The 20600-nt window shown below is 54.4% G+C and carries 18 protein-coding genes; 10 read left to right on the plus strand and 8 right to left on the minus strand.

Annotated elements, in window-relative coordinates:
* The first annotated feature begins 31 nt into the window (after positions 1-31).
* Positions 32-1717, plus strand: coding sequence for a T9SS type A sorting domain-containing protein (locus F1C16_RS21550; RefSeq protein WP_185284611.1), 1686 nt, complete (start codon positions 32-34; stop codon positions 1715-1717).
* A gap of 95 nt (positions 1718-1812) precedes the next feature.
* On the opposite strand, the gene F1C16_RS21555 is transcribed toward F1C16_RS21550, so the two are convergent.
* From F1C16_RS21555 to F1C16_RS21570, 4 genes are all read right to left on the minus strand, one after another.
* Positions 1813-2604, minus strand: coding sequence for an MBL fold metallo-hydrolase (locus F1C16_RS21555; RefSeq protein WP_185284612.1), 792 nt, complete (start codon positions 2602-2604; stop codon positions 1813-1815).
* Between the two features lie 257 nt (positions 2605-2861).
* Entirely contained in the window at positions 2862-3926 is a 1065-nt protein-coding gene (locus tag F1C16_RS21560) for a tyrosine-type recombinase/integrase (protein WP_185284613.1), read from the minus strand.
* 498 nt (positions 3927-4424) lie between these two features.
* Positions 4425-4766 (minus strand): hypothetical protein, encoded by a 342-nt coding sequence (locus F1C16_RS21565; RefSeq protein ID WP_185284614.1) that lies wholly within the window; start codon positions 4764-4766, stop codon positions 4425-4427.
* 31 nt (positions 4767-4797) lie between these two features.
* On the minus strand, positions 4798-5565 hold the full coding sequence (locus F1C16_RS21570) for a transposase (RefSeq protein WP_185284615.1): 768 nt from the start codon (positions 5563-5565) through the stop codon (positions 4798-4800).
* Between the two features lie 428 nt (positions 5566-5993).
* Here F1C16_RS21570 and F1C16_RS21575 point away from each other — a divergent pair, with 428 nt between their 5' ends.
* The 8 genes from F1C16_RS21575 to F1C16_RS21610 all read left to right on the plus strand — a co-directional run bounded on the left by F1C16_RS21575 (position 5994) and on the right by F1C16_RS21610 (position 12523).
* Positions 5994-6776, plus strand: a complete 783-nt coding sequence (locus F1C16_RS21575) for a phosphatase PAP2 family protein (RefSeq protein WP_185284616.1) — start codon at positions 5994-5996, stop codon at positions 6774-6776.
* Between the two features lie 177 nt (positions 6777-6953).
* Positions 6954-7598 (plus strand): phosphatase PAP2 family protein, encoded by a 645-nt coding sequence (locus tag F1C16_RS21580; RefSeq protein ID WP_185284617.1) that lies wholly within the window; start codon positions 6954-6956, stop codon positions 7596-7598.
* Positions 7599-7657: 59 nt separating this feature from the next.
* The gene (locus F1C16_RS21585) at positions 7658-8446 is read left to right on the plus strand and encodes an undecaprenyl-diphosphate phosphatase (protein WP_185284618.1); all 789 of its coding nucleotides are present in this window, start codon (positions 7658-7660) and stop codon (positions 8444-8446) included.
* A gap of 72 nt (positions 8447-8518) precedes the next feature.
* The gene (locus F1C16_RS21590; protein ID WP_185284619.1) at positions 8519-9196 is read left to right on the plus strand and encodes a response regulator transcription factor; all 678 of its coding nucleotides are present in this window, start codon (positions 8519-8521) and stop codon (positions 9194-9196) included.
* Positions 9193-10029, plus strand: coding sequence for a HAMP domain-containing histidine kinase (locus F1C16_RS21595; RefSeq protein ID WP_185284620.1), 837 nt, complete (start codon positions 9193-9195; stop codon positions 10027-10029). The genes F1C16_RS21590 and F1C16_RS21595 overlap by 4 nt, the downstream gene beginning before the upstream one ends.
* Before the next feature lie 9 nt (positions 10030-10038).
* The gene (locus F1C16_RS21600; RefSeq protein ID WP_185281262.1) at positions 10039-10716 is read left to right on the plus strand and encodes an IS1595 family transposase; all 678 of its coding nucleotides are present in this window, start codon (positions 10039-10041) and stop codon (positions 10714-10716) included.
* Between the two features lie 114 nt (positions 10717-10830).
* On the plus strand, positions 10831-11193 hold the full coding sequence (locus tag F1C16_RS21605; RefSeq protein ID WP_185284621.1) for an ATP-binding protein: 363 nt from the start codon (positions 10831-10833) through the stop codon (positions 11191-11193).
* A 706-nt stretch (positions 11194-11899) separates the two neighbouring features.
* On the plus strand, positions 11900-12523 hold the full coding sequence (locus tag F1C16_RS21610; protein ID WP_185284622.1) for a phosphatase PAP2 family protein: 624 nt from the start codon (positions 11900-11902) through the stop codon (positions 12521-12523).
* Positions 12524-12618: 95 nt separating this feature from the next.
* Here F1C16_RS21610 and F1C16_RS21615 read toward each other — a convergent pair whose 3' ends face one another.
* Together F1C16_RS21615 and F1C16_RS21620 are read right to left on the minus strand one after the other, a co-directional pair.
* On the minus strand, positions 12619-13206 hold the full coding sequence (locus F1C16_RS21615) for a hypothetical protein (RefSeq protein ID WP_185284623.1): 588 nt from the start codon (positions 13204-13206) through the stop codon (positions 12619-12621).
* Between the two features lie 113 nt (positions 13207-13319).
* Positions 13320-14162 carry a metallophosphoesterase gene (locus F1C16_RS21620; RefSeq protein WP_185284624.1) on the minus strand — a complete coding sequence of 281 codons (843 nt, stop codon included), beginning with the start codon at positions 14160-14162 and terminating at the stop codon, positions 13320-13322.
* Between the two features lie 466 nt (positions 14163-14628).
* Between F1C16_RS21620 and F1C16_RS21625 the strand changes: the two genes are divergently transcribed.
* A complete protein-coding gene (locus tag F1C16_RS21625) occupies positions 14629-16884 on the plus strand; it encodes a TonB-dependent receptor (RefSeq protein WP_185284625.1) in 2256 nt (751 codons plus the stop codon).
* A gap of 301 nt (positions 16885-17185) precedes the next feature.
* On the opposite strand, the gene F1C16_RS21630 is transcribed toward F1C16_RS21625, so the two are convergent.
* Positions 17186-18223, minus strand: a complete 1038-nt coding sequence (locus F1C16_RS21630) for a sulfite exporter TauE/SafE family protein (protein WP_185284626.1) — start codon at positions 18221-18223, stop codon at positions 17186-17188.
* A 3-nt stretch (positions 18224-18226) separates the two neighbouring features.
* Positions 18227-20593: a TonB-dependent receptor domain-containing protein gene (locus tag F1C16_RS21635; protein ID WP_185284627.1), complete on the minus strand. Its 2367-nt coding sequence runs from the start codon at positions 20591-20593 to the stop codon at positions 18227-18229.
* Positions 20594-20600 lie beyond the last annotated feature (7 nt).

A 20600-nucleotide genomic window follows, 5' to 3' on the forward strand; every position in this document is an offset into this window, starting at 1 on the left:
CGCTTTTTACCTTCACTTTCTACCCCTTTATATGAAACATTTTTCCTCTTGGCTTTACAGGTGGCAGATCATTGGACTGCTATGTACACTACTAGGAATAAGTCGGACCCAGGCGCAAACTTGGCAGACTGCAGTAGCCGTGAAACAGGGCCCCGGTGATAACTCGTATGTAGACGCCACCGCTGCTGATGCGAATGGCAATGTGTACCTCGTGGGAAGTTTCAGTGGCACAGCCGTTTTTGGCACGATCAGTCTGACCAGTGTTGGCGCTTACGATGCATTTGTGGCAAAGTGGAGCACCGCTACGAACAGTTTTTTGTGGGCCCAGCGTGTAGGCGAAAGTACTGCAGCTAGAGCAGTAGCGCTAAATGGCTCAAGCATCTACATAGCCGGTGATTTTGTCGGGTCTACTGCCAGATTTGGGGGCATCACCTTAACAAATGCAGGGGACACGAACGGGCGTAGCGACGGATTTATTGCCAAGCTGACAGAGGTAGGCACCACCGCTACCTTCGAGTGGGCTCAGCAGCTAGGAGGCACGGAGTACGATGCCGTTAGCACCATAGCGGTGAGTGGAAACAACATCTACGTAGCCGGTTCCTTTGCCAATACGGCCACTTTTGGGAGCTTGAACCTTACCAGTGCGGGAGATAGTGATGCATTTGTAGCCAAGCTGATGGATGCCGGTACTACCAGTAACTTTGCTTGGGTACAAAGAGGGGGAGGGATAGCAAATGATGGTGTAGCAGCCTTAGCTGTAAGTGGAACTAGCCTTTATGTAACGGGTTGGCTTCGGAGCGTTCCGGCCGACTTCGGCAATATGACTGTATCGAATGGGGGGAATCTATTTGTAGCGAAGTTAACGGACGCCGGCAACGCTGGTCGTTTCATGTGGGCTGAGCGAACGGGCGGCACTGGCGCTACCTCAAGCGCGCTGGCTGTCTCTGGTAGTAATGTATATGTGGTCGGATCATTTACCGGAGCTACCGTAAATTTTGGTACGACGACACTAACGACTACCACCAGGAGCACCAGGAATGCATTTGTGACTAAACTAACCGATGCAGGAAGCAGTGGCAGCTTCATCTGGTCCTTATGGGCAGGAGCCTCTGAGCAGGGGACGGTTACCGCTACGGATGTAGCCGCAACCGGCTCGAGCGTCTACTTGACCGGCCAGTACGATGGCACCACCACTACCTTCGGCAATACGACGCTGACAAATAACGGGCTCGTGGGAACTATGAACGCCTTGGTAGCCAAAGTGATAGACGCGGGTAGTACGGGTAGTTTTATCTGGACGCAGCAGGGCGGCGGTATGGCAGACGACGATGCCTCTGCTATAGCCATAAGCGGGGCCACTATCTATGTAGCTGGATCAGCTGGGATGATGGCCCGCTTTGGTAGCCAGACGCTCCTGGACATACCCGGTAATAGCCAGGTAGCCTACCTCGCTAAGCTAACGGAACAACCTTTGGCCGTTGGTGCGCCTAAGCGGGCGGTGCTAGGAATCTATCCCAACCCCGCGCGCACTTTAGCACGAGTAGCAGTCCCCAGCGGTATAGCAGTGGTACAATTGCAGGATGTGTTGGGGCATGTACTGCAGAACGTTCCCGTAAAACCAAATACTCCGGAAGCAGTGCTTTCCTTAGATGGGCTTCCTACGGGGGTGTATTTGGTTCGGGTAGGTGCTAGTACCGGCAAATTATTGGTTGAGTAAGCGCTTCATCAACCACCTGGATACAGTCTATGTCTATACACTTCCCTTATATAAGGAGCCTATGGTCGGCTGCGCAACTGGTATCCGGCGCCCCCTTACTGGGTCACCGGATACCAGTTGCGCAGCCGCACCTCAATGTTCGGGTTGGCCTGCTGCACGAGTTGCCGGAAGCGCGCTACGTCGCTCAGCCCATTCTGCCCCCGGTAGTGGTAGGGGTAGACAATGCCTGGCTGGAAAGCCAGCACGCCTTGCGCGGCCTGCGGCACGTCCATGGTGTAGGGTAGGTTCATGCACACAAACGCCACATCTATACCCTTGAGCGCGCGCATCTCGGCTGTGGCTTCCGTGTCGCCGGACAGGTAGACGTTCTTACCGCCTAAGTTCAGCACGTAGCCATTGCCCCGTCCTTTGGGGTGGCGCGCCTCCGCCGTGGCGGGCAGGTTGTACATGGCAAGGGCGGAAACGCGCAGCCCCAGCGTATCAAGCCGCTGGCCGTTGCGCAGGACGCGTACCTGCTGACGGTACTGGGCCGGCAGCTGCTCGGCCACCGCTTGGGGCACTATCAGCAGGGCGTGGTCTACGGGGAGGCCCGCGAGCGTCTTCAAGTCTAGGTGGTCACTGTGAATGTCCGTGATCAGGATCACATCCGGGGCAGCCAGCCCAGCATAGGCCGGCGCCCCGCCGTAGGGGTCCACGTAGATGGTCTTGCCGTTCCAGCTCAGCACCACACTGCCGTGCGTGATGGGCTGCACCGTGAGCGGGCCTTTGGCGGTGGTCAGCTGGTCGGCGGCTACGCGCGACGGGGCCGCCTTCGGCGCCGTTTGGGCCGGCACTTGAAAAGCCGCGAAAGTGGCCAGCACGGCCGGGAGCAGGAAAGGAAATTTCATTAGGTAGTGGCGGGAGTGTAAGAATGAGTACGGGATGTTGGCAGTAGTTGGTCACCATAGACGTCGCTGCTATTGAAACCTGGGACAATAGCCAAATTCCCCGCACAAGGGTCAGCCGAGTAGCCGCTAACCCCCACGAAGCCTAGATACGTGTACGCTCCCGATGCGCCGTGGTTCACCGGGTAGTCCACCCGTCGCTTGGGATTCGTGGGTGAGGACGGCCAATCTTATTCGCCCCGCTTGCTCCTTCAGGCATGTTACAAGCCCAATGCTTGGGCGGCATTGTAGGACACGACGTTGTTGAGCTGGGTGTAGCGCTCAATCATGGCATCGGTCTTCTGCTTGGTCTGGTTCTTAATGGCCTTGTGCGACTGCCCATTGAGCACGGCCACTGTCACAAACGACACGCGCAAGGAGTGCGCCGAGTAGCCCGGTCCCAAGCGCTTTTGCACGAGCTTGTTGATGGAAATGTCCGAAAGCCGTTTCTCGGACGGCGTGGCCATCTGCCCTGGCGTAGTGCGCGGAATCTTCACGAACAGTGGCCCACTGGTGCGATCCAACAAGTTGAGCCAAGCCCGCAGGCAGCGCACGGGACAGAAATCCAGCGTAGGCGCATAGAAAATGGCCTTGTCCTCGACGGCCCCGTACTGGTTGGTCTTGCTTTTGGCTAGGTGCACCAGCAAGGCCCGCTCGGTGAACTCCAGCTGCTCAATGTTCAGGTTCACTAGCTCCGAACGCCGGAAGGCCCCGGCGAAGCCCAATAGCAGTAGGGCCCGGTCCCGAATGCCCGAAGACGTCTCCAGGTCGATGCGACGAATGGCTAGCTTGAGCTCTTCGACGGTGAAGGCCGGGGCTTGGTCCTGGCGCTTGCCCAAGGTACGGGCAATGCCATCCATCACTACGTTCAAGGCATCCAGCGTGGCGGGCAGCCGGTAGCCGGCGAGCTGGTGGGCTTTGCGGATGGCGGCCAGGTGGCGCTGGATGGTGGCCAGGGAGTGGGGCCGGGTGAGTGGCTGCTGGCCTTTTCGTTTCTTGTTCTCCCCACCGCCCCCAATACCGGGTTCCGGGGCAGGCTTCTCGGTGGCCAGGTAGGCTACGTACTCGGTCAGGGTGTCCACGTCGGCGGGCACGGCTTGCAGGCCGTGCCGCTCGCAAAAGCTGACGTAGCTTTTCAGGTCCGAAGTATAAGCCCGCTCGGTGTTGGCCGCGCCCTGTAGGCCGGCTTCGAGAAAGCCCGCCACCTTAGCCGAAGCCCGCGCCAACTGGGCACTGATCGTTTGGTTCGTGTTTGGCGCCGGGATGAGGGACAGATCTTCGCTCATGGAATAGATTGTAAGGGCGGATCAGGCGAGTTGTTTCGAGCGTTAGCCAGACCACTGTTTCGGCACCTATATTATATAGGAGTGAAAACCGAAAAAACGGGGTCTTTTTGCTCGGTAAATATAAGTTATGATAAGTAAGGATTATCATAACTTGTTTTCTGTTTGTTCGAACGACTACTGAGCATGGTTTGAAAGCTAGTCATTCACCTTGATACTTTTGCCGTGCGAAGTGGCGGCATCTGATAAGCAGCACTCGAGCCTTTGCCTCGCCATTATGTTGTGCTCGTATGACTGAATCCACCAAACGCCCCCGAGTGCGCAGACCCGTTACCGAATCGTCTACACCACCACTATCTGCCGCCGAACACTTGGCAACGTTGCACGCCCGGGAAGTGGGCAAAACGATCATGTACCACGTGGATGCCTGGGGCCATGTGGAGACGCGCTTCGTACGAGCGCAGAACGTGGCCGCCTGGCTCGCCAAAGGCTTCTTCGTTCCTAAGGCGGCATGGGGTCACTGTATACCCGAAGGAGTTGACGAATAGCACGTTCTGGAAGGATGTTCACAAACAGCTGCTCTTGCCCTCTTTCTCGTAGCTTTGAGCATGAATCGTATTTCTGAAATGGCAATGGCTTGCCCGCCAGGCAGGTGTATGTATCCCTTTTCACGTCGTACGTGAAGCCTTTAACGTCCGGCTTGTGACCGAAGACGGGTATCCAAGGCGTAAGCCCTTGCTGCTCTAGTAATGCGTAATTGAAACCATTGGCATAGCCGGCATCGGCCAGAATCTCGCGCCAAAGCAAGTCCTGTGCTCGCAAACGCGGCAACAGCTGGTGCATAATGCTGGGTAAATGCACACTGTCGCGGCTATCAGCGAAGTCGGCCTGCACATGGCTGATCACACCGGCCGCGGTATCCACAGACCAAGCTGCACAGATAATTCAGTGCTCGGGCCTTACCGGGCTTGATCGATACGCGTGCAGCCGAATTGGTGAGGCTATTGTGTGTCTTATTGCTTAATAAACGTGCTTGGGTGTGGGTCGCACCCAACGCACCTGGTGTCTTTTGTCGCTTGGCTTGGCGAGCGGCTTCGTTCCGCAGCTGGTGTGCTGGAGCCGTGAGCACGGCAGCAGATGCTGGTGTATCTGCCATGGCCAGCTGCTTTGGCTGCATACTCTCCAAGGAAACGTTGGCCTTAACCGGGGTCGAGTCGACGGCTTGCATATCGCCGGCCACCAGCCCCAGGACCACACACTGGGCAAAGACGTGGTCGAACAAGTGCTCGAAGACCTGGGCAGGATACAACTGCCTAGTGCGGCTGATCGTGGAATGCCAGGGCAACTCCTCATCCACCTCGTAGCCGAGAAAATAGAGAATATCCAAACGCAAGGCGCAGTGCTCCATGAGGCGACGGTCGCTGACTAGATTCTCTAACCGGCCCACCAGCAGCAGTTCAAAGAACACGACCGGGTCGAGCGAGGGCTGGCCAGTATGGCTATAGAGCGTTTTGGTCTCCTGGTAAAGAAAGTGCCAGTCGATAAGCTTCGCCAATCGGCGATAGAAATTATGGACGGGTACGCGCTCGGAAAGCCGAAAGTGCGTGACCTCTTTGTCGGTGAACTGCTTCTTACCTTGCATCTTCCTGCTACGAGCACAGCAGCAAACAGGATAATGAGTTCTGCAACAGCCACGACCGATTTTATTTGTAAACAGTCAATCTTTTAGAGCACGACAACTATGAAGCTGTTTAGAAAGTCCTGAACGGTCATGCTGAGCTTGCCGAAGCATCTCTACCGCTTCGCCTGATAGCACTCAACGAAGCGGTAGAGATGCTTCGGCAAGCTCAGCATGACCGTTCAGGACTTTCTAAACAGGTTCTATATCAGGTATAGAGCGTCAATCTATTTTTCGAGCAAAAGATACGCATGTTATCCGCCTCAGATTTACAACAGAATCGTTCACTACTCTTGCCTACCTGCCAATGCGCAGGAGCCTGTACCAATGATGGGCTATGGTGAACCGTGTTTTGTTACCTGATGCGTTCTTTTTGGCTAACCAGTGCTGTCGTGCTGTCTTTATTAGTGCATGCCCCAGCACCTGCTTCTGCGCAAGTGCAATCGGTACCGGCTGCGGCCGCCGATACGTTGCACAAATTTGAAAATCCAATCCCCACTACCAACGACCATAAATCATGGTATGAGCAGCGGTTGGTACGTACAAGCATTGTGCCTGCCGTGCTGATTGCTTATGGTGTTTATACCTTCAACGGTGGGGGATTCTACACCAATCAACAAGCTAACCGGGACATTCACAAGCTGTTCCCAACTTATCGTACTGGTCTCGATAATTACCTGATTTTTGCACCGTATGCCGAGCTAGGTTTAGTAGCCCTGGCGGGTGTAGAATCGCATAATGACCGCCTTAACACCTTGTTAGTCATCGGTAAAGCTGAGGCTATCATGCTTGCTAGTGTTTATAGCGTGAAATTCCTGACCCGCGAAACCCGTCCCGATGGCTCTGATAATCTCTCATTTCCATCGGGCCACACGGCGCAGGCATTTCTGGCCGCTAGCATTGTGCACACCGAGTTTCGGGACAAAAGTCAATGGTATGGCATCGGGGCCTACACCATTGCCACCGGTGTGGCCGCGCTACGCATGATTAATAGCAAGCATTGGCAGAGCGACGTTGTGGCGGGCGCAGGTTTCGGCATACTTTCGGCTCACCTAGCTTACCTGACGCACCGTAACCGTTGGGGACGCAAACCTATCGGCCGCGACGTGGGGCTCACTCCCTTATGGGTACCAGGAGGGGCTGGTATAGGCTTGGTATGGCGTCCTTCGAAGTAGGCTTTTCCTTATTCTATAAAATGATAGAATTTACTCATTTAGAGAACATGCTATTTGATAGTGAGCTAGATACAGTTTACTAAGTGTAGTTTAAATACTAACTTTTAAAATATGAGGTTATCCGGGCTTGCTTCTCTTTACCGGCAGCTACGTGCAGTACTTTGGGAGCACTGGGCGTTGATAACACTGCTCGTGCTAGGCATTGCCGGACCCTGGTTTGTGTTTATTGCGGTAGCCGAAGATATTTGGGAGAGTGGAGGGTTTATCGGCGACCAGCCGCTACTTATGTGGGTGCACCAGCAGCAGAGTCCCAGCCTTGATCAGGTAGCCCTGATTCTGACTTACATAGGCGGACCATGGGTGATAGGTGGGGCGACCGTCGCTATTGGCGGGGTGCTGCTATGGCGGCACCACTGTGCCAAAACCTGGTTTTTTGTCCTATCGATGGGCGGGGCCATGCTGTTCAACCTCCTAGCTAAAGTCATCTTTGGCCGGCCTCGACCAGCACTGTGGGCGTCCATTGCGCCGGCCAAGTTCTATAGTTTCCCCAGTGGCCACGCGATGGGTTCGGCGGCACTAGCCGCGGCGCTGGTCTTTCTCCTCTGGGATACGCACTGGCGCTGGACGGTGGTGTGTAGTAGCAGCTTGTTCGCGCTGGGTGTAGGTCTGTCGCGAGTATATCTAGGTGTGCACTACCCCTCCGATGTATTGGCCGGCTGGGTGTGCTCGCTGGGCTGGGTAGCCAGCCTGCACGTCTTCTTCTCGCCCGACTGGGCGCAACTACGCCAGTGGTGGCGCGCTGGGATAGCCTACTGGCAGTAGGCACTCAGAAATCTGGACCACGGACTAGCCTTCAATCTATCACTCTCCTTTCCCTATTTATGAACTATTGGCAAGCCATAATTTTAGCCGTCGTCGAAGGGCTAACAGAATTTCTACCTGTGTCGAGCACCGGGCACATGATTATTGTGGCGAACATGCTCGGTATTGGCCAATTGCCCTTCACGGAAACGTACATCACCACTATTCAACTCGGGGCCATTTTATCGGTAGTTGCGCTCTACTGGCGGCGATTTCTGCAAAGCTTTGACCTTTACTTGAAGTTGGCGGTGGCCTTCTTGCCTTTCGGTATTCTGGGTTTTCTACTTAAAGATGTGATTGCCGAATTACTGAAAAGCGTAAAAGTAGTAGCCGTTTCATTGGTGCTTGGTGGCATTGTATTGTTAATGGTAGACCGGTGGTTTTCGGGGTTACGCAAACAGGTAACGACACCCAGCTTCGTACAGGCTTTGAAAATAGGTCTGTTCCAGTGCTTTGCGCTAGTACCAGGTGTGTCGCGTTCGGCGGCAACCATCGTAGGGGGCTTGGCCCAAGGCCTTGACCGCCGCGCGGCCGCTGATTTCTCTTTCCTGCTGGCCGTGCCTACCATGGTTGTCATTACGGGTTACGAACTGTATAAAGCATACAAAATAAATCCACCCCAACTCGATGATCTGTATTTGTTGTTTTTAGGAAATGCAGTAGCCTTTTGGGTAGCTCTACTGGCCGTACGCTCATTTATAGCGTTCATCACCCGCTATGGCTTTCGGGCTTTTGGCATTTACCGCATCGTATTAGGTGGCCTACTTCTGCTACTACTTAGCCTAGGCTACGACCTGAGCTTACTTTGAATTTTACCGTTCAATAACTACTTCTCTGTATTTACATCTTCTCATTTATTGCTACTCAGTTCTTCACTACTCATGAAAATCCTGATAATTGAAGACGAAACAGCACTACGTATCATGCTGCTGAATTTTTTGCGGCATGAAGGCTACGTATGCGAGACAGCGGACACATATGAGCAAGCACATGAGAAAATTAAGCTGTACCAGTACGACTGCGTATTGGTGGACCTTACACTACCCGACGGATCGGGCCTTGATTTGATACGTACGCTCAAAGCTGATCATTCCGTCGCAGGCGTATTCATTCTATCGGCGCGCGGCTCGTTGGATGACAAAGTATTAGGTCTGGAATTAGGAGCTGATGACTACTTACCGAAACCCTTTCATCTAGCCGAACTAAACGCTCGGTTACGCTCCGTGCTGCGGCGACGACAGTTTCAAGGACAGCATCACTTAGTGTTTCGCGACCTGACTGTATTTCCCGATCAGGCGTTGGTGCTGGTAAAAGAGCAACCCGTTACGTTGACGCGTAAGGAGTATGAATTACTGCTGTTTCTGTTAGTTAATCCCAACCGCCTGCTCACGAAGGAGGCCATTGCGGAGCACTTATGGGGCGATGCAGCCGACACGGCCGATTCCTTTGATTTTATCTACACCCACCTGAAGAACCTGCGCAAAAAACTCCAGGAACTGGGAGCTGATAATTATATCCGTACGGTTTACGGATTAGGGTACAAGTTGGAAATAGCATGAAACTGCTGACCACCACCAATCGCTATTACCTTGTATTAGCCATGGTGCTTTTCACGCTGGGTACGGGTTTGCTATATGGCGGTATTCAGCGGGCACTGGCCCATGAAATAGATGAGCAACTAGAACTGAATCAACTCTACCTTCGTCAGCAGATTCGCGCTACAAACCGCCTGCCAGCGGTAAACAACCCCAATGACTTAGCTATCAGCGCAGTCCCCATAGCCACGGGATTTAGTGATACCACTTTAACTGACCCTGTAGAGCACGCGTCGGTACCCTTCCGACAACTGTCTTTCCCTGTCACCATTGAGGGGCGCCTGTATTGGCTTACCCTACGTAGCTCCTTGCTGGAAACGCAGGACTTACTGAAAGTGGTTCTCTTCGTGATGCTGACCGTCATGGGATTATTATTTGGCAGCCTCATACTGCTAAATCAGTGGTTATCACGCTGGTTGTGGTCGCCATTTCAACGTACCCTGACCGCTCTACGGGAGTATCAGTTGCAGTTTCCGCAGTCATTGTCGCTGCCCCCCACGCGCATTGATGAGTTTAGTGAGTTAAATTTAGCGGTAGCTCAATTGACGGAGCGACTGGCAGCTGACTACCGGGCCCTGAAGGAATTCACCGAGAATGCCGCCCACGAAACGCAAACGCCCTTAGCCATTATGCATGCGCAGCTAGAGCAGTTAATGCAACTACCAGATCTACCTGAAACGGCGGTTGGATCGGTTCAGGAGCTATACCGCACAACGCATCGACTTTCCCGCCTGCACCAAGCGTTAACGCTATTAAGTAAGGGGCTTAGGAAGCAAAAAGCGAGGAATGGGGCATAACTTCCTGTTATGCAGCAAACTAACCGCTATTATAAGTGCAGCAAAATTTCCGAGGTCAAATTTCGCTACTTGTTGCGTCTTTTCGCGCTGGATTTGACGGCTTCGGACGCGGCCCGGCTGACGGGTCTGAGCGTACGCGCGGTCAACGACATATACCTGCGCCTGCGCCACCGGCTGCTAGCTTGCAGCCCGGTGCCGGCTGACCTGGACGGGGCCGTCGAACTGGACGAGAGCTACTTCGGCCCGCGGCGCGTACGCGGCAAACGGGGCCGGGGAGCGGGGGGTAAAACCATTGTCTTTGGCCTGTTCAAACGCGGGGCTCAGGTATACACGGAAATCGTCCCGGATTGCTCGAAAAAGACCCTGCAAGCTATTATTCGGGGTAAGATTGATGTCACGGCGATGGTCAACACCGATGGCTGGCGCGGCTATGATGGCTTGGTGGACGTGGGCTACGACCGTCATTTTCGGGTGCATCATGGGCAGAACGAGTTTGTCCAGGGAGCCTCGCATATCAACGGGATTGAATCATTTTGGAGCTTTGCCAAAGCCCATCTGCAACGCTTCAAGGGCGTGCCCAACCATACGTTTTTACTACACTTGAAAGAGGCCGAGTTTCGCTTCAATCATCGCCACGAAGACCTGTACAAACTCTTACTTAAATTGCTTCGTCAACAGCCCCTCTAATTAGTTTTGCTTCCTAAGCCCCTAAGTAAAATTGAGAATCGACAGTTCAGCCAAGGTACGTCATTATGCCTGGAGGAGGTATTAACGGAAAAACTGAGTCAATTCCAGGATTTTATGGACGCGAAAGAGCTGGTACCTACTCTGCAGGTAGTGGGGGATACAACGCGCACGATGCACCCGGCACTGGCCGATTCGCTGGTGGGCAATCTGTTGCAGAATGCTGTAAAGCACAACTATTGTGGTGGCCAGCTTCAAGTGCTATTGAGTCCTACGGTTTTAGAGATTAGCAATAGTGGCCCAGTGCTCACCACGGACCCTATGCAACTACTTGGGCGCTTCCGCAAGCACAACGCCGCTTCCGACTCACCGGGTCTAGGGCTATCGATTGTTGCGCAAATTTGCGCTTATTACGGCTTTCGACTTACGTATTCCTTCACTGCTGCTACTTCGCTGCACACACTACGCGTGCAGTTTTAAAGGGGCGCCGCGAGTTCTTACAACTTCATCGTCTGTCCCCTCACTTATCCAGCGCGATGCAATGCGGACAGCGGGCACGCGTTTCAGCTACGGTGGTCGGATTGTAATAACGCCACTCACCACTCTGTTTTATGGCTTGCCCAAAGGGACACTCCATGACGTCGTGATAAGGGTAGCGTTCGGGAATGGGGGCCAACGCATTTACCCCGGTAACGTGCGCACGGTGACGATAAAATGGCGGTGTTTTCATAGCTAAGGACGCTAAACGGCAACTGCCTCTTGTAAAGACAATCAAACTTTAGCGGCAAGCTACAGGACGATTCTGTGCAGAATCCGTAGTGCTCGAAAACAGAGAAAAGGCACAAGGAAAAGCTGTACTCCAGATTATCACCAGAATCAGCACCTAAACTACGGCTTGAATAACTGGAGGATATTATGTCCTCTAAAGCCACGGTAGTTCTGGTAGCTTATGTTGACTAATGATACAAGGTTTGCTTTCTTCCCGCGGGTCGGCTATTTAGTATTCTGGTTGTTGCTGAACACAATAAGGGTAGCTCAGGCGCAAACCGGCACAACGGCCGACTCCAGCTTTCAGTATCATCTCCAGCCCGTGTCGCGAGTGAAAGGCTGGTCGAGGGCAGTCCGTACGTCGCTGGCAGTAACGCCCGAAGCGCGTTCGAGGCCCTCTTTTGTACGGCAGGCAGCTGTGCCAACTATTTTACTGACGCTAGCTGTGCTGAGTACCGAGAGAGTAGAGGTACTGGAAACGGACGAAAATCTACGTGAAGAAGTGCAGAAACATGTCCGCATTCGCACGAACATCGACGATCAGCTGCGTAACCTGCCTGCCTACACTAGCATCGGATTGAGTCTGGCGGGAGTGAAGGGGCAACATAATACCCTGAATCAAGCGTTGCTTTTCGGGTTAACCTACACAATCAATAACACGCTCACCAGCAACCTCAAACGCCTGACGCATGTAGAGCGGCCCCAGGGTAATAGCTTCGACTCCTTCCCGAGTCAGCATACGAGCGCCGCATTTTCGGCGGCTACGCTATTATACAAAGAGTACGGCCAACAAAGCATTTGGTACAGCATAGGTGGCTATTCAGTGGCTACTGTTACTGGTGGACTGCGCATCGCGAAGGATAACCATTGGTTATCCGACGTACTAGCGGGAGCCGGGGTAGGCATCATTTCCACTGAGCTGGCCTACTGGGCCTATCCATGGCTACATCGTCAACTGCTACGGGGCTTGGGTGACCGCACTGTATTGCTACCTAACTATTGGAATGGTACGGTAGGAGCGACCATGATTGTGGTACTGTGAAAAGCAAGAAGTTGAAAAACAGCTAAAATTCTGGGGAAAGCCGGCTTTTCTTCCGACTGGAAACCCCCTTCTCACTACCTTAGAATAGCCGAGTACTACCAGCGTGCTTTCGAGCCAAAGCCTAGCGTAAGCAACTCCGTGAAAGAGGGAGCACCTTTGTTAGGCAAACGACTGAGCAGATACAAATCATTAGTACCCAATTCGGCGTAGGCAGCTAAGGGAGGAAAACCAGAAGTTTGCCGTATGTCATAATTAGCAAGGCGTGGCGTTAGAAATAAGCCAGTGCGAATTTTTGTGGAAAACCAGTAATAGCCACGCTGGTAAGTAGTCGGATCCTTACTATCACGTATCGTAGCGCCGGTAGTGTAGGTTAGATAAGCCCCCACGCCGATGCTGGTGCGCCAGTGCTTTCCAAACGCGTAATTAACAGGTAAATAGGTGGTTTTAAACGTAAAAATGGTAAGCGGTTGCCCGCTGAAACGACTCGGCACGTAGCCTACCAATAGCTCGGGCTCTACTCGTTGCCGCACCAGTTGCACGCCCCCTCCGATTGCTACTGTCCCGGCACCCCCACCTATTTGCACCGTCAGGAAGAAGGGTGCCTTGCGCGCCTGAAAGGGTGTTTGTTGTGCTTGCGAGAAATGGCAGATAATTACCCCTGTTACCACTAACAGTTTCTTCAAAAAAAGTGGTAGCAGTGAAAAAGAAATACGCAAGGGTTAAATAGTGAAAAGTACCACGCACTACAGCTGAAAGCAACGTATTAACTTCGTAACGGCAGAAAACTACCGATACACTAAAATGCTATTTTTTTAAGCCGATAGTTTGGCTGGTCGTGCGCGTCGTTCCAGACGGTCAGGATAATATACTGATTTTTCTCAAAGGAATAAGAATTTATATACGTAACACCATCTTTAAATGTCTCTCCTATTCGAAACGAATGCCGATGTCCATTCAACTCGAAGAGCAGTTTCGGGGCTACAGCCAAGGTGTGCGCGTATGCCACAACAAGGCAGGAGTCAAAGTCGGGGTCATCAGGCGGCACGTGTGCTATAACTACTTGACGTTTCGCGCCGTCTAGGTTGTTCACTTGCTGTTGCAGCCAGGGTACATCCGGTACTTGGCCATTGAAGTGGTACTCACGGCTGTTAGTATCAATACAAATAAATTTGGTATCGCTGTACACAAACGAATAATTCAGGGGACCGAAAACATGCTGGTAAGCAGCACGACCATTGCCCACTTGATCATGGTTGCCAATTACAGTGAGGTAAGGAACGTTGAGTTTACGAAGACGATTGTCTATCCAGCGCATTTCGCGAGTCAATCCGAAATCAGAGACATCCCCAGCTAATAGGAGCAACGCTACACCCGATTGCTGATTTACACTCTTCACTAGATTTTCGGCGTGGTCATAAAAGCGTTGTGAATCGCCGGTAAATGCGAAGCGGAGCGTATCCCCAACCGGCAGAGGATGTGCTGCCAGCAATGCCAGATTCTTTGCGGTAAGATTCGTCTGGCTGTTAGCGCCATTGAAAGCGCTAGGGCTGAATTCTAAAAGTGTGCAGCTAGTAAGTAGTAGCCCCTGCACTATCATACTATATACATTTTTCAATCTAGAAATAGAAACAATGAGCATATCAATGAGGGGCAGTAGATTGGGTTGAAACGCTAGAAGAATCTATATAATAAGCACGGCCATTCATAGCAAATTCACTCGCCTTAGCAGGATGCGCCCGTCAAAAAAGACAGTGAGTTGAGGTCGGTCATATTCCCAGTAAGGCCTACCTGAAGTGCGCCAGCGCTGACTGGCTGAGCAACCCGTTTTCAGTCGTCTCCCGCAGCTGGGGCGGCCTGCGTCGTGCGAACGTGCTTAGAATGGTAACGAGGGTGCAATCGTTAATTGTCAGCTGCTATTGCAATATACAAAGCGTATCTGTCAGCCTTCGGTCTACCATTCCGCACGCAGACGGTAATCCGGCACTGGTGTGCATACTAGCGGGAACATACCCAGGCTTTGGAGAGCACAACCTATAGGTGACATCACTACGGATTCTCTTCAGAATTGACCAGTAGTCTTGTGTAGATAGCATTCCTAATAGACTATGCCCCAACTTCTCCTACTTCAGCTATTCATATTCACTTACAAACGCCTCTGGCAATCCAACTGCCGTCTGGCTGTACTCAGCTGCGGTATCGGCATGTTACTGGTGAGTACTACCGTACGAGCACAGAATGAAACAGTACGTATTACCGTACGTGACAGCCTCAGCCGTACGCCGCTGGTAGGAGCAAGCGTAGGCATCCCAGGTACCAGCACAGGTGGCCAGACCAATACCAGCGGCATCGTTATGCTTACGCTGTCACCACCACTCGGCGTAGTGCTCACCGTAACGGCTCTTGGTTACCGCTCACAGCAAGTGCGGCTGTCAACTACCACCGTTACAGTTTTGTTAGCGCCTGCTGCTGAGCAGATTGCGGAGGTAGTCGTAACGGCTACACGCACTAATTCGCGCCTAGAGGATTTACCTACCCGAGTAGAGGTGCTAGGAGAAGAAGAAATGCGAGAGGAGAATGGCATTAAACCGGGCAACATTGCCTCCTTATTGGGCGATATTGCGGGCACTCAGATTCAACCTACTTCGCCTACTACGGGCAACGCTGACCTGCGTATTCAAGGGTTGCAAGGCCGCTATTCCCAAATTCTGCGCGATGGACTACCCTTGTTAGGGGGCTATGCCGGTGGCTTTGGCATCTTGCAAATTCCGCCGCTGGATCTGCGTCAGATTGAGTTGATCAAAGGTTCGTCGAGCACCTTATATGGCGGAGGGGCCATTGCGGGCCTGGTAAACCTAGTCAGCCGGACGCCGACGCTAGGTAGTCCGCACTACTCCTGGACCGTCAACCAAAGCACGCTGCGTGAAAGCAACGTGAACGGATTTGCCGCGGCCCGCAATCAGCAGCTAGGCTATACCATGTACGGCGGCTTCACCCGCCAACAGGCAGTTGATGTAGATGGTGACGGATTCGTGGATGTACCGCGTCTGCTCAATGTGACGGTACACCCCCGCCTATTCTGGTATCCTACTGCGTACAGCCAATTAGTAGTAGGGTATACTGGGACTGCCGAAAGTCGTCGGGGCGGCGATGCACAACGACTTCGTGAAGGGTTGGCCGCTGGTAGCAACCATGAATACTTTGTTACGAATCTGTTACAACGCCACACCGCAGATGCCATTTACACGCAAGATAGTCTTGGCGGGGGTAGCCTGACGCTCAAGGGCACGGCCAGTAGCTTTAGCCGACGGGTGCGCACCAACACGGTGGGCTTCGATGCCCGGCAACTGTCTTACTTCGGCGAAGCCAATTACTTACGTCGGTTTGGTACGCAACATACACTGGTAGGGGGGCTAAGCCTGAGTGGTGAGCGGCTACACCCAGACGCAGCAAGTTATACACCGCTACTTAACTCCTATTCTTATGCCACGGTGGGTGTTTTCGCGCAAGACGATTGGCAAGTTTTGTCTTCATTAACGATGCAAGCAGGTCTACGCCTTGACCACCATAACCGCTACGGTTCCTTCCTACTGCCCCGGCTGGCGTTACTCTACAAAGCGACGGAACACTTGACCTTCCGGCTTAATGGCGGCGCCGGCTACCGGGCCCCCGTACCTTACGTAAATGAATTAGACGAGCGGGAGTACCCCTACGTATTACCACTCACCGGTCAGCGGGCCGAACGTTCCCTGGGTACGAATGGGGACATCAACTGGTCCCACAGCTTCGCCTCTGGGCTGCATTTGACACTTAATCAAGGCTTTTTCTACACCCGCCTTAATCATCCCTCAACGCTAGGGCCGGATTCTCAGTTTCCTCTACTGCTGAGTTGGCGTACGCAGGTTCAACCTGTAATAAGCCAAGGATTGGAAACGTACGTGCGTATGGAGGCCGCCGAGACGGAAGTGTACCTAGGGTACGTCTTTACCGATGCCCGCCGTCGCTACAATCCAGTGAACCCACATGTAGAATTAGCTGCTCGTCATAAATTGGCGGCCGTGTTAGTCCGGGAATTTTCGGCGCATTGGGGTGCGGGTATCGAGGCATCCTATACCGGCCAACAATACCTCAACAACGGAGAACAGACACCAGGGTATCCATTGGTGGCCGCTTTAGTACGCTACCGTACAGGTCCCTGGACAGTAGTGCTAAACGGCGAAAACTTGTTTGACTACCGTCAAACTCGTCGCGAAGCCGTAGTCCTACCACCTTTGGACAACCCTGTTTTCCGACCGTTGTGGGCGCCAGTAGAAGGACGGGTTATTAATCTATCAGTCAACTGGCGGTTTCGAGCCAAATCGTGAACGTACATAGTGGTTAGCCCAGCTACCTACGCGCGCATCGCGGCCGCAAACAGCTCGGCTGTAAAGAGGAAGCAGGAGAGCTAGTCAATAAAACCAATAGTTTGTAAACTAGCTAATTGTTAAAGACTTAACCTCTGTTCGCTCCGCACGGAGTGAGTGTCATGATTAGACGTTACCTTGTATCTATTAGGGGTAGGAGGTACGGCAATTCGGGGGAGCCTTCTACCGAATAGCAAAAGCGTTTCGCGAGTAGTACAGGGCGCTAGAATAGTCTTTAACTGAAGCAGTTGAGCGCCCTGTACTACTCGCGAATGTTGACTGATTTTATCCGGCCTTTTTCGTTGAAATACGCTTCGTAATAGTGGTCATTCAGTTTCCATACCTCTTCGAGTTTGATGAGGGGCCGCCCTTGCTGCACGCGTTGTACTTCGGCTTGCGCCGGAGGAGGTAATTCGGCAAAAATGACCGGCTGCTCAATGGCCGGGCTGTCATCGATTTCTAACTCAAGTGTGACGCTGCCGCTCCGCCACCAACCTGTGATTTCCAGGTCGCCGCCGAAAATGTGGGTGGTAGCCCGCAGATTCTCCGTCGTGCGCAGTTCCTGTCCGGCTGAGGCCAGCATAAACAGGCCGCTCAATGCCATAGCTCCGTAGCCGATGCGCTGGAATAAGCTTTCCGATAAATATTTCACTAAGCGCTTGGCCCCTGCCGTAGCAAGTAAGGCCGCCACAGCTACCACGGCCCCTGCTCGCCAGGCCGGCCCCGTCAACAGCCCCAGGTATAGGTAGAGCAGCAGCTTAATGCCGTGCAGCAGTACCTCGTTGGCCGCGCGCGTAGCAATAACCTCGTCGCGGCTCAGTCCGTAGCGGAAGTAAAACTTATTGAACAGCAACCCTACTGCCCCGGTCAGCCCCGAGAGAAAACCGGCCAGAAAGCCAATGATGCTCAGTTTCAGCCAGCCCGCTCGTTCGGAGGTAGCGGCCTCATCCGCTGGCTGGCTCCGTTTGAACGCGGCCGGCAGGTTAGAGAGCAGAAACAGCCCGATTAGCACCTCCAAGTATAATGGGTTGAGGTACTTGAGCAAATAGGCCCCGAGCAGTACGCCCGGCACCGCGCCCGGTACGAAACGTCGCGTGACGGCCCAGGCAATATGGCGCCAGAACAGCGCCAGCTTGGAAAGCGTACTCACGGCGGTGCCCACTGTTAGGGCCGCCGGTACGTTGGACGTTGGTACTACCCGTCCGAGCACGGGCAGCAGCAGCAGCCCGGCGCCTCCCCCGCTCACGGTGCTCACCCCAAAGGCCAGCACTGCTGCCAGAAAAACCAGTAGTAATCCCATGCGTTAATTGTCGCTGCCGCCCTCGTCGTCGGCGTTGCGGCGCCTAGGCTGATTGTCCTGATTTTGGCCGAAGCGGTAGGTGAAGCCTAGGTAGGCAATGCGCGACTCGCGCTTGAAGCGGCTGACGGTGGCAAAATCCACCCCGCTGTCGCTCGAATCAAAGCGCAGCGTGTTGAATATATCGGCTACCCGTAGCGTAAACGTACCCCGCTCACCTAGCACGTTGTAGCGGGCCGCCGCATCAATGTTGAAACTCTCGCCCCGCGTGCCCTGGGCCGAGTTGATGGGCGAGCGGTAGTTAACGGCCAGTTGCGCGTCTAGGCGCTTGTTGAAGGCAAACGTGTTGTTCAAGCGCCCCGTGAAGGCCAGACTGGCCGTGTTGATACTTGTGCCGGCCGCCGTGCCCCGGATGGTGCGCCGGAAGACGGACGTCGTGCCGTTCACTTTCCAGAACGTCGTCAGGGGAGTAGCCCCTACCACCTCCAGACCGTAGGACGTTTCGTCGCCCACGTTCAGGCGGGTAGTCAAGGTCACCAGGTTGCCCGTGAGTGGATCCGTAATAACGGAGCGGAAAGGCTTGGCCGTGGCCGTTTCGAGGCGGTAGAACACCGTGGTGCCCAGGCTGCGCCCGCCCGCCCAGTCTTTTAGGTGGCCCAGTTCGAAGGAGTTCACGAATTCGGGTAGCAACTGTGGATTGCCGACCACGAGGTTTAGCTGGTCCGTGCGGTCGGTGAAAGGGTTGACTTCGCCCGCGTCGGGGCGGCCAATGCGCCGCGAGTAGCTCAGGCGCAGCTGCTGGTCGTGGGGAAAGTCGTAGGCCAGCACCGCGGTCGGGAATAAGCTCAGGTAGCGCTGTGTAAACTGCTCATTGGTGGTGCGCTGGTCGCCCGTGACGGTGGTATGCTCGGCCCGCAGGCCGGCCTGATAGCCGAGCTTGCCGCGGCTGCCGGCGTAGAGGCCATAGGCCGCCTGCACGTACTGCCGGTAGAGAAAGCGGTTACTGGGGTCAAAGGCTAGCGCCGGCACGCTGCTTAGCTGGTAGTCAATATCATACCGCCGCAGGGTGCTGCGCACCCCGGCCTCCAGGCGGCTTGTTTCTCCCAGGGGGTGCACGTAGTCAACCTGCGCCGTCGCCTGGGCGGTACGGTTGGTGGTGCGCTGCTGCTGGGTGCGCTGATTGCCGTCGAGAAAACGCAAATCGGAGTGCACCGCGTTGTCGCTGAGTAGGGGCGTATACACGGCCAGGGCCGTCAGCTCGCGGCCTTTGTGGGCAGCGTACTCGCGGCGGTAGTCCAGGGTGATGTCGGCCGAGCGGAAGGTACCACGGCTGGCATTCTGCCTGTCGCTGGTGCCCGCCACTACGGGCTGGTCGCCGACCGTAGCATTCACCTGGCGCGAGCGGAGGGTCTCGTCATTGGCATTCAGGTTGAGGCGGGGCTGCACGGCCAGCGTGAGCGTCTGCTCGGGCGTCAGGGCATAGTCCAGGCCCAGGCGGGCAGCGTGCGAGTTTTGCAGGCTTACCCCCGTGCGGTCCTGGCGCAGCAGCAGGGTACTATCGCGGCCCAGAGTGGTTTGGTTCACCGTGCCGTCGAAGCGGCGCCGGTCGCGCCGGTAGTCGTACTGGCCAAACACATTGAACTTGCCTTTGCGGTAGTTGAGCAGCAGCGAGGAGTTGGCCTTGTCGCGGGTGCCACCCGTGACGCTCACTTGCCCATTCAACCCGTCGCGCCGCTCTTTTTTTAATACGATATTCAGAATACCCCCCGCCCCGCTGGCGTCATACTTAGCCGAGGGGTTGGTGATAACCTCTACGCTCTGGATGCTACTAGCCGGAATCTGGTCGAGTGTGGTACCGGTGGGCTTCCCGTCAATAAAGATGATGACATTGCTGGCTCCCCGAATGCTGACGGCTCCTGCCTGATCTACCGTCACGGAGGGCACATTCTGCAGCACGTCTACGGCCGTGCCGCCGGTGGCAGTTAGGTCTTTGGTTACATCTACCACTCGCTTGTCGAGCCCTCCGCTCACGATAGGCCGTTCGGCCGTCACCACCACGTCCTGGAGTTGGGTAGCTGCCGAGCGCAGGCGCAACACGCCCAGCACCAGCGTCGGCGCGGCAGCCGTTAGGCGGAGCGTGCGCCGGAGGGGATGGTAGCCTACGGCGGTGGCCCGCAAAACGTAGGCCCCCAACGGCACATCCGCCACCGCAAAAGCCCCGCTCTCATTAGCCTGCGCGCCGGCTACGAAGGTAGAATCAGTAGCGCGCAGCAGCACGATGCTAGCAAAGGATACGGGCTGTTTGTTGCCAATTTCTTGCAAGGAGCCGTGCACGGCTCCGGTCTGTGCCCGCGCTGTCAGCGTCAGCATCATTAGCCCG

The sequence above is a fragment of the Hymenobacter sp. NBH84 genome, assembly GCF_014217645.1.
Taxonomy (GTDB): domain Bacteria; phylum Bacteroidota; class Bacteroidia; order Cytophagales; family Hymenobacteraceae; genus Hymenobacter; species Hymenobacter profundi.

Coding starts and splice junctions, on each gene's coding strand:
- F1C16_RS21550 (WP_185284611.1), top strand. CDS start 32: ATGAAACATTTTTCCTCTTGGCTTTACAGGTGGCAGATCATTGGACTG.
- F1C16_RS21555 (WP_185284612.1), bottom strand. CDS start 2,604: ATGAAATTTCCTTTCCTGCTCCCGGCCGTGCTGGCCACTTTCGCGGCT.
- F1C16_RS21560 (WP_185284613.1), bottom strand. CDS start 3,926: ATGAGCGAAGATCTGTCCCTCATCCCGGCGCCAAACACGAACCAAACG.
- F1C16_RS21565 (WP_185284614.1), bottom strand. CDS start 4,766: ATGCACCAGCTGTTGCCGCGTTTGCGAGCACAGGACTTGCTTTGGCGC.
- F1C16_RS21570 (WP_185284615.1), bottom strand. CDS start 5,565: ATGCAAGGTAAGAAGCAGTTCACCGACAAAGAGGTCACGCACTTTCGG.
- F1C16_RS21585 (WP_185284618.1), top strand. CDS start 7,658: ATGAACTATTGGCAAGCCATAATTTTAGCCGTCGTCGAAGGGCTAACA.
- F1C16_RS21590 (WP_185284619.1), top strand. CDS start 8,519: ATGAAAATCCTGATAATTGAAGACGAAACAGCACTACGTATCATGCTG.
- F1C16_RS21595 (WP_185284620.1), top strand. CDS start 9,193: ATGAAACTGCTGACCACCACCAATCGCTATTACCTTGTATTAGCCATG.
- F1C16_RS21600 (WP_185281262.1), top strand. CDS start 10,039: ATGCAGCAAACTAACCGCTATTATAAGTGCAGCAAAATTTCCGAGGTC.
- F1C16_RS21605 (WP_185284621.1), top strand. CDS start 10,831: ATGGACGCGAAAGAGCTGGTACCTACTCTGCAGGTAGTGGGGGATACA.
- F1C16_RS21620 (WP_185284624.1), bottom strand. CDS start 14,162: ATGCTCATTGTTTCTATTTCTAGATTGAAAAATGTATATAGTATGATA.
- F1C16_RS21625 (WP_185284625.1), top strand. CDS start 14,629: ATGCCCCAACTTCTCCTACTTCAGCTATTCATATTCACTTACAAACGC.
- F1C16_RS21630 (WP_185284626.1), bottom strand. CDS start 18,223: ATGGGATTACTACTGGTTTTTCTGGCAGCAGTGCTGGCCTTTGGGGTG.
- F1C16_RS21635 (WP_185284627.1), bottom strand. CDS start 20,593: ATGATGCTGACGCTGACAGCGCGGGCACAGACCGGAGCCGTGCACGGC.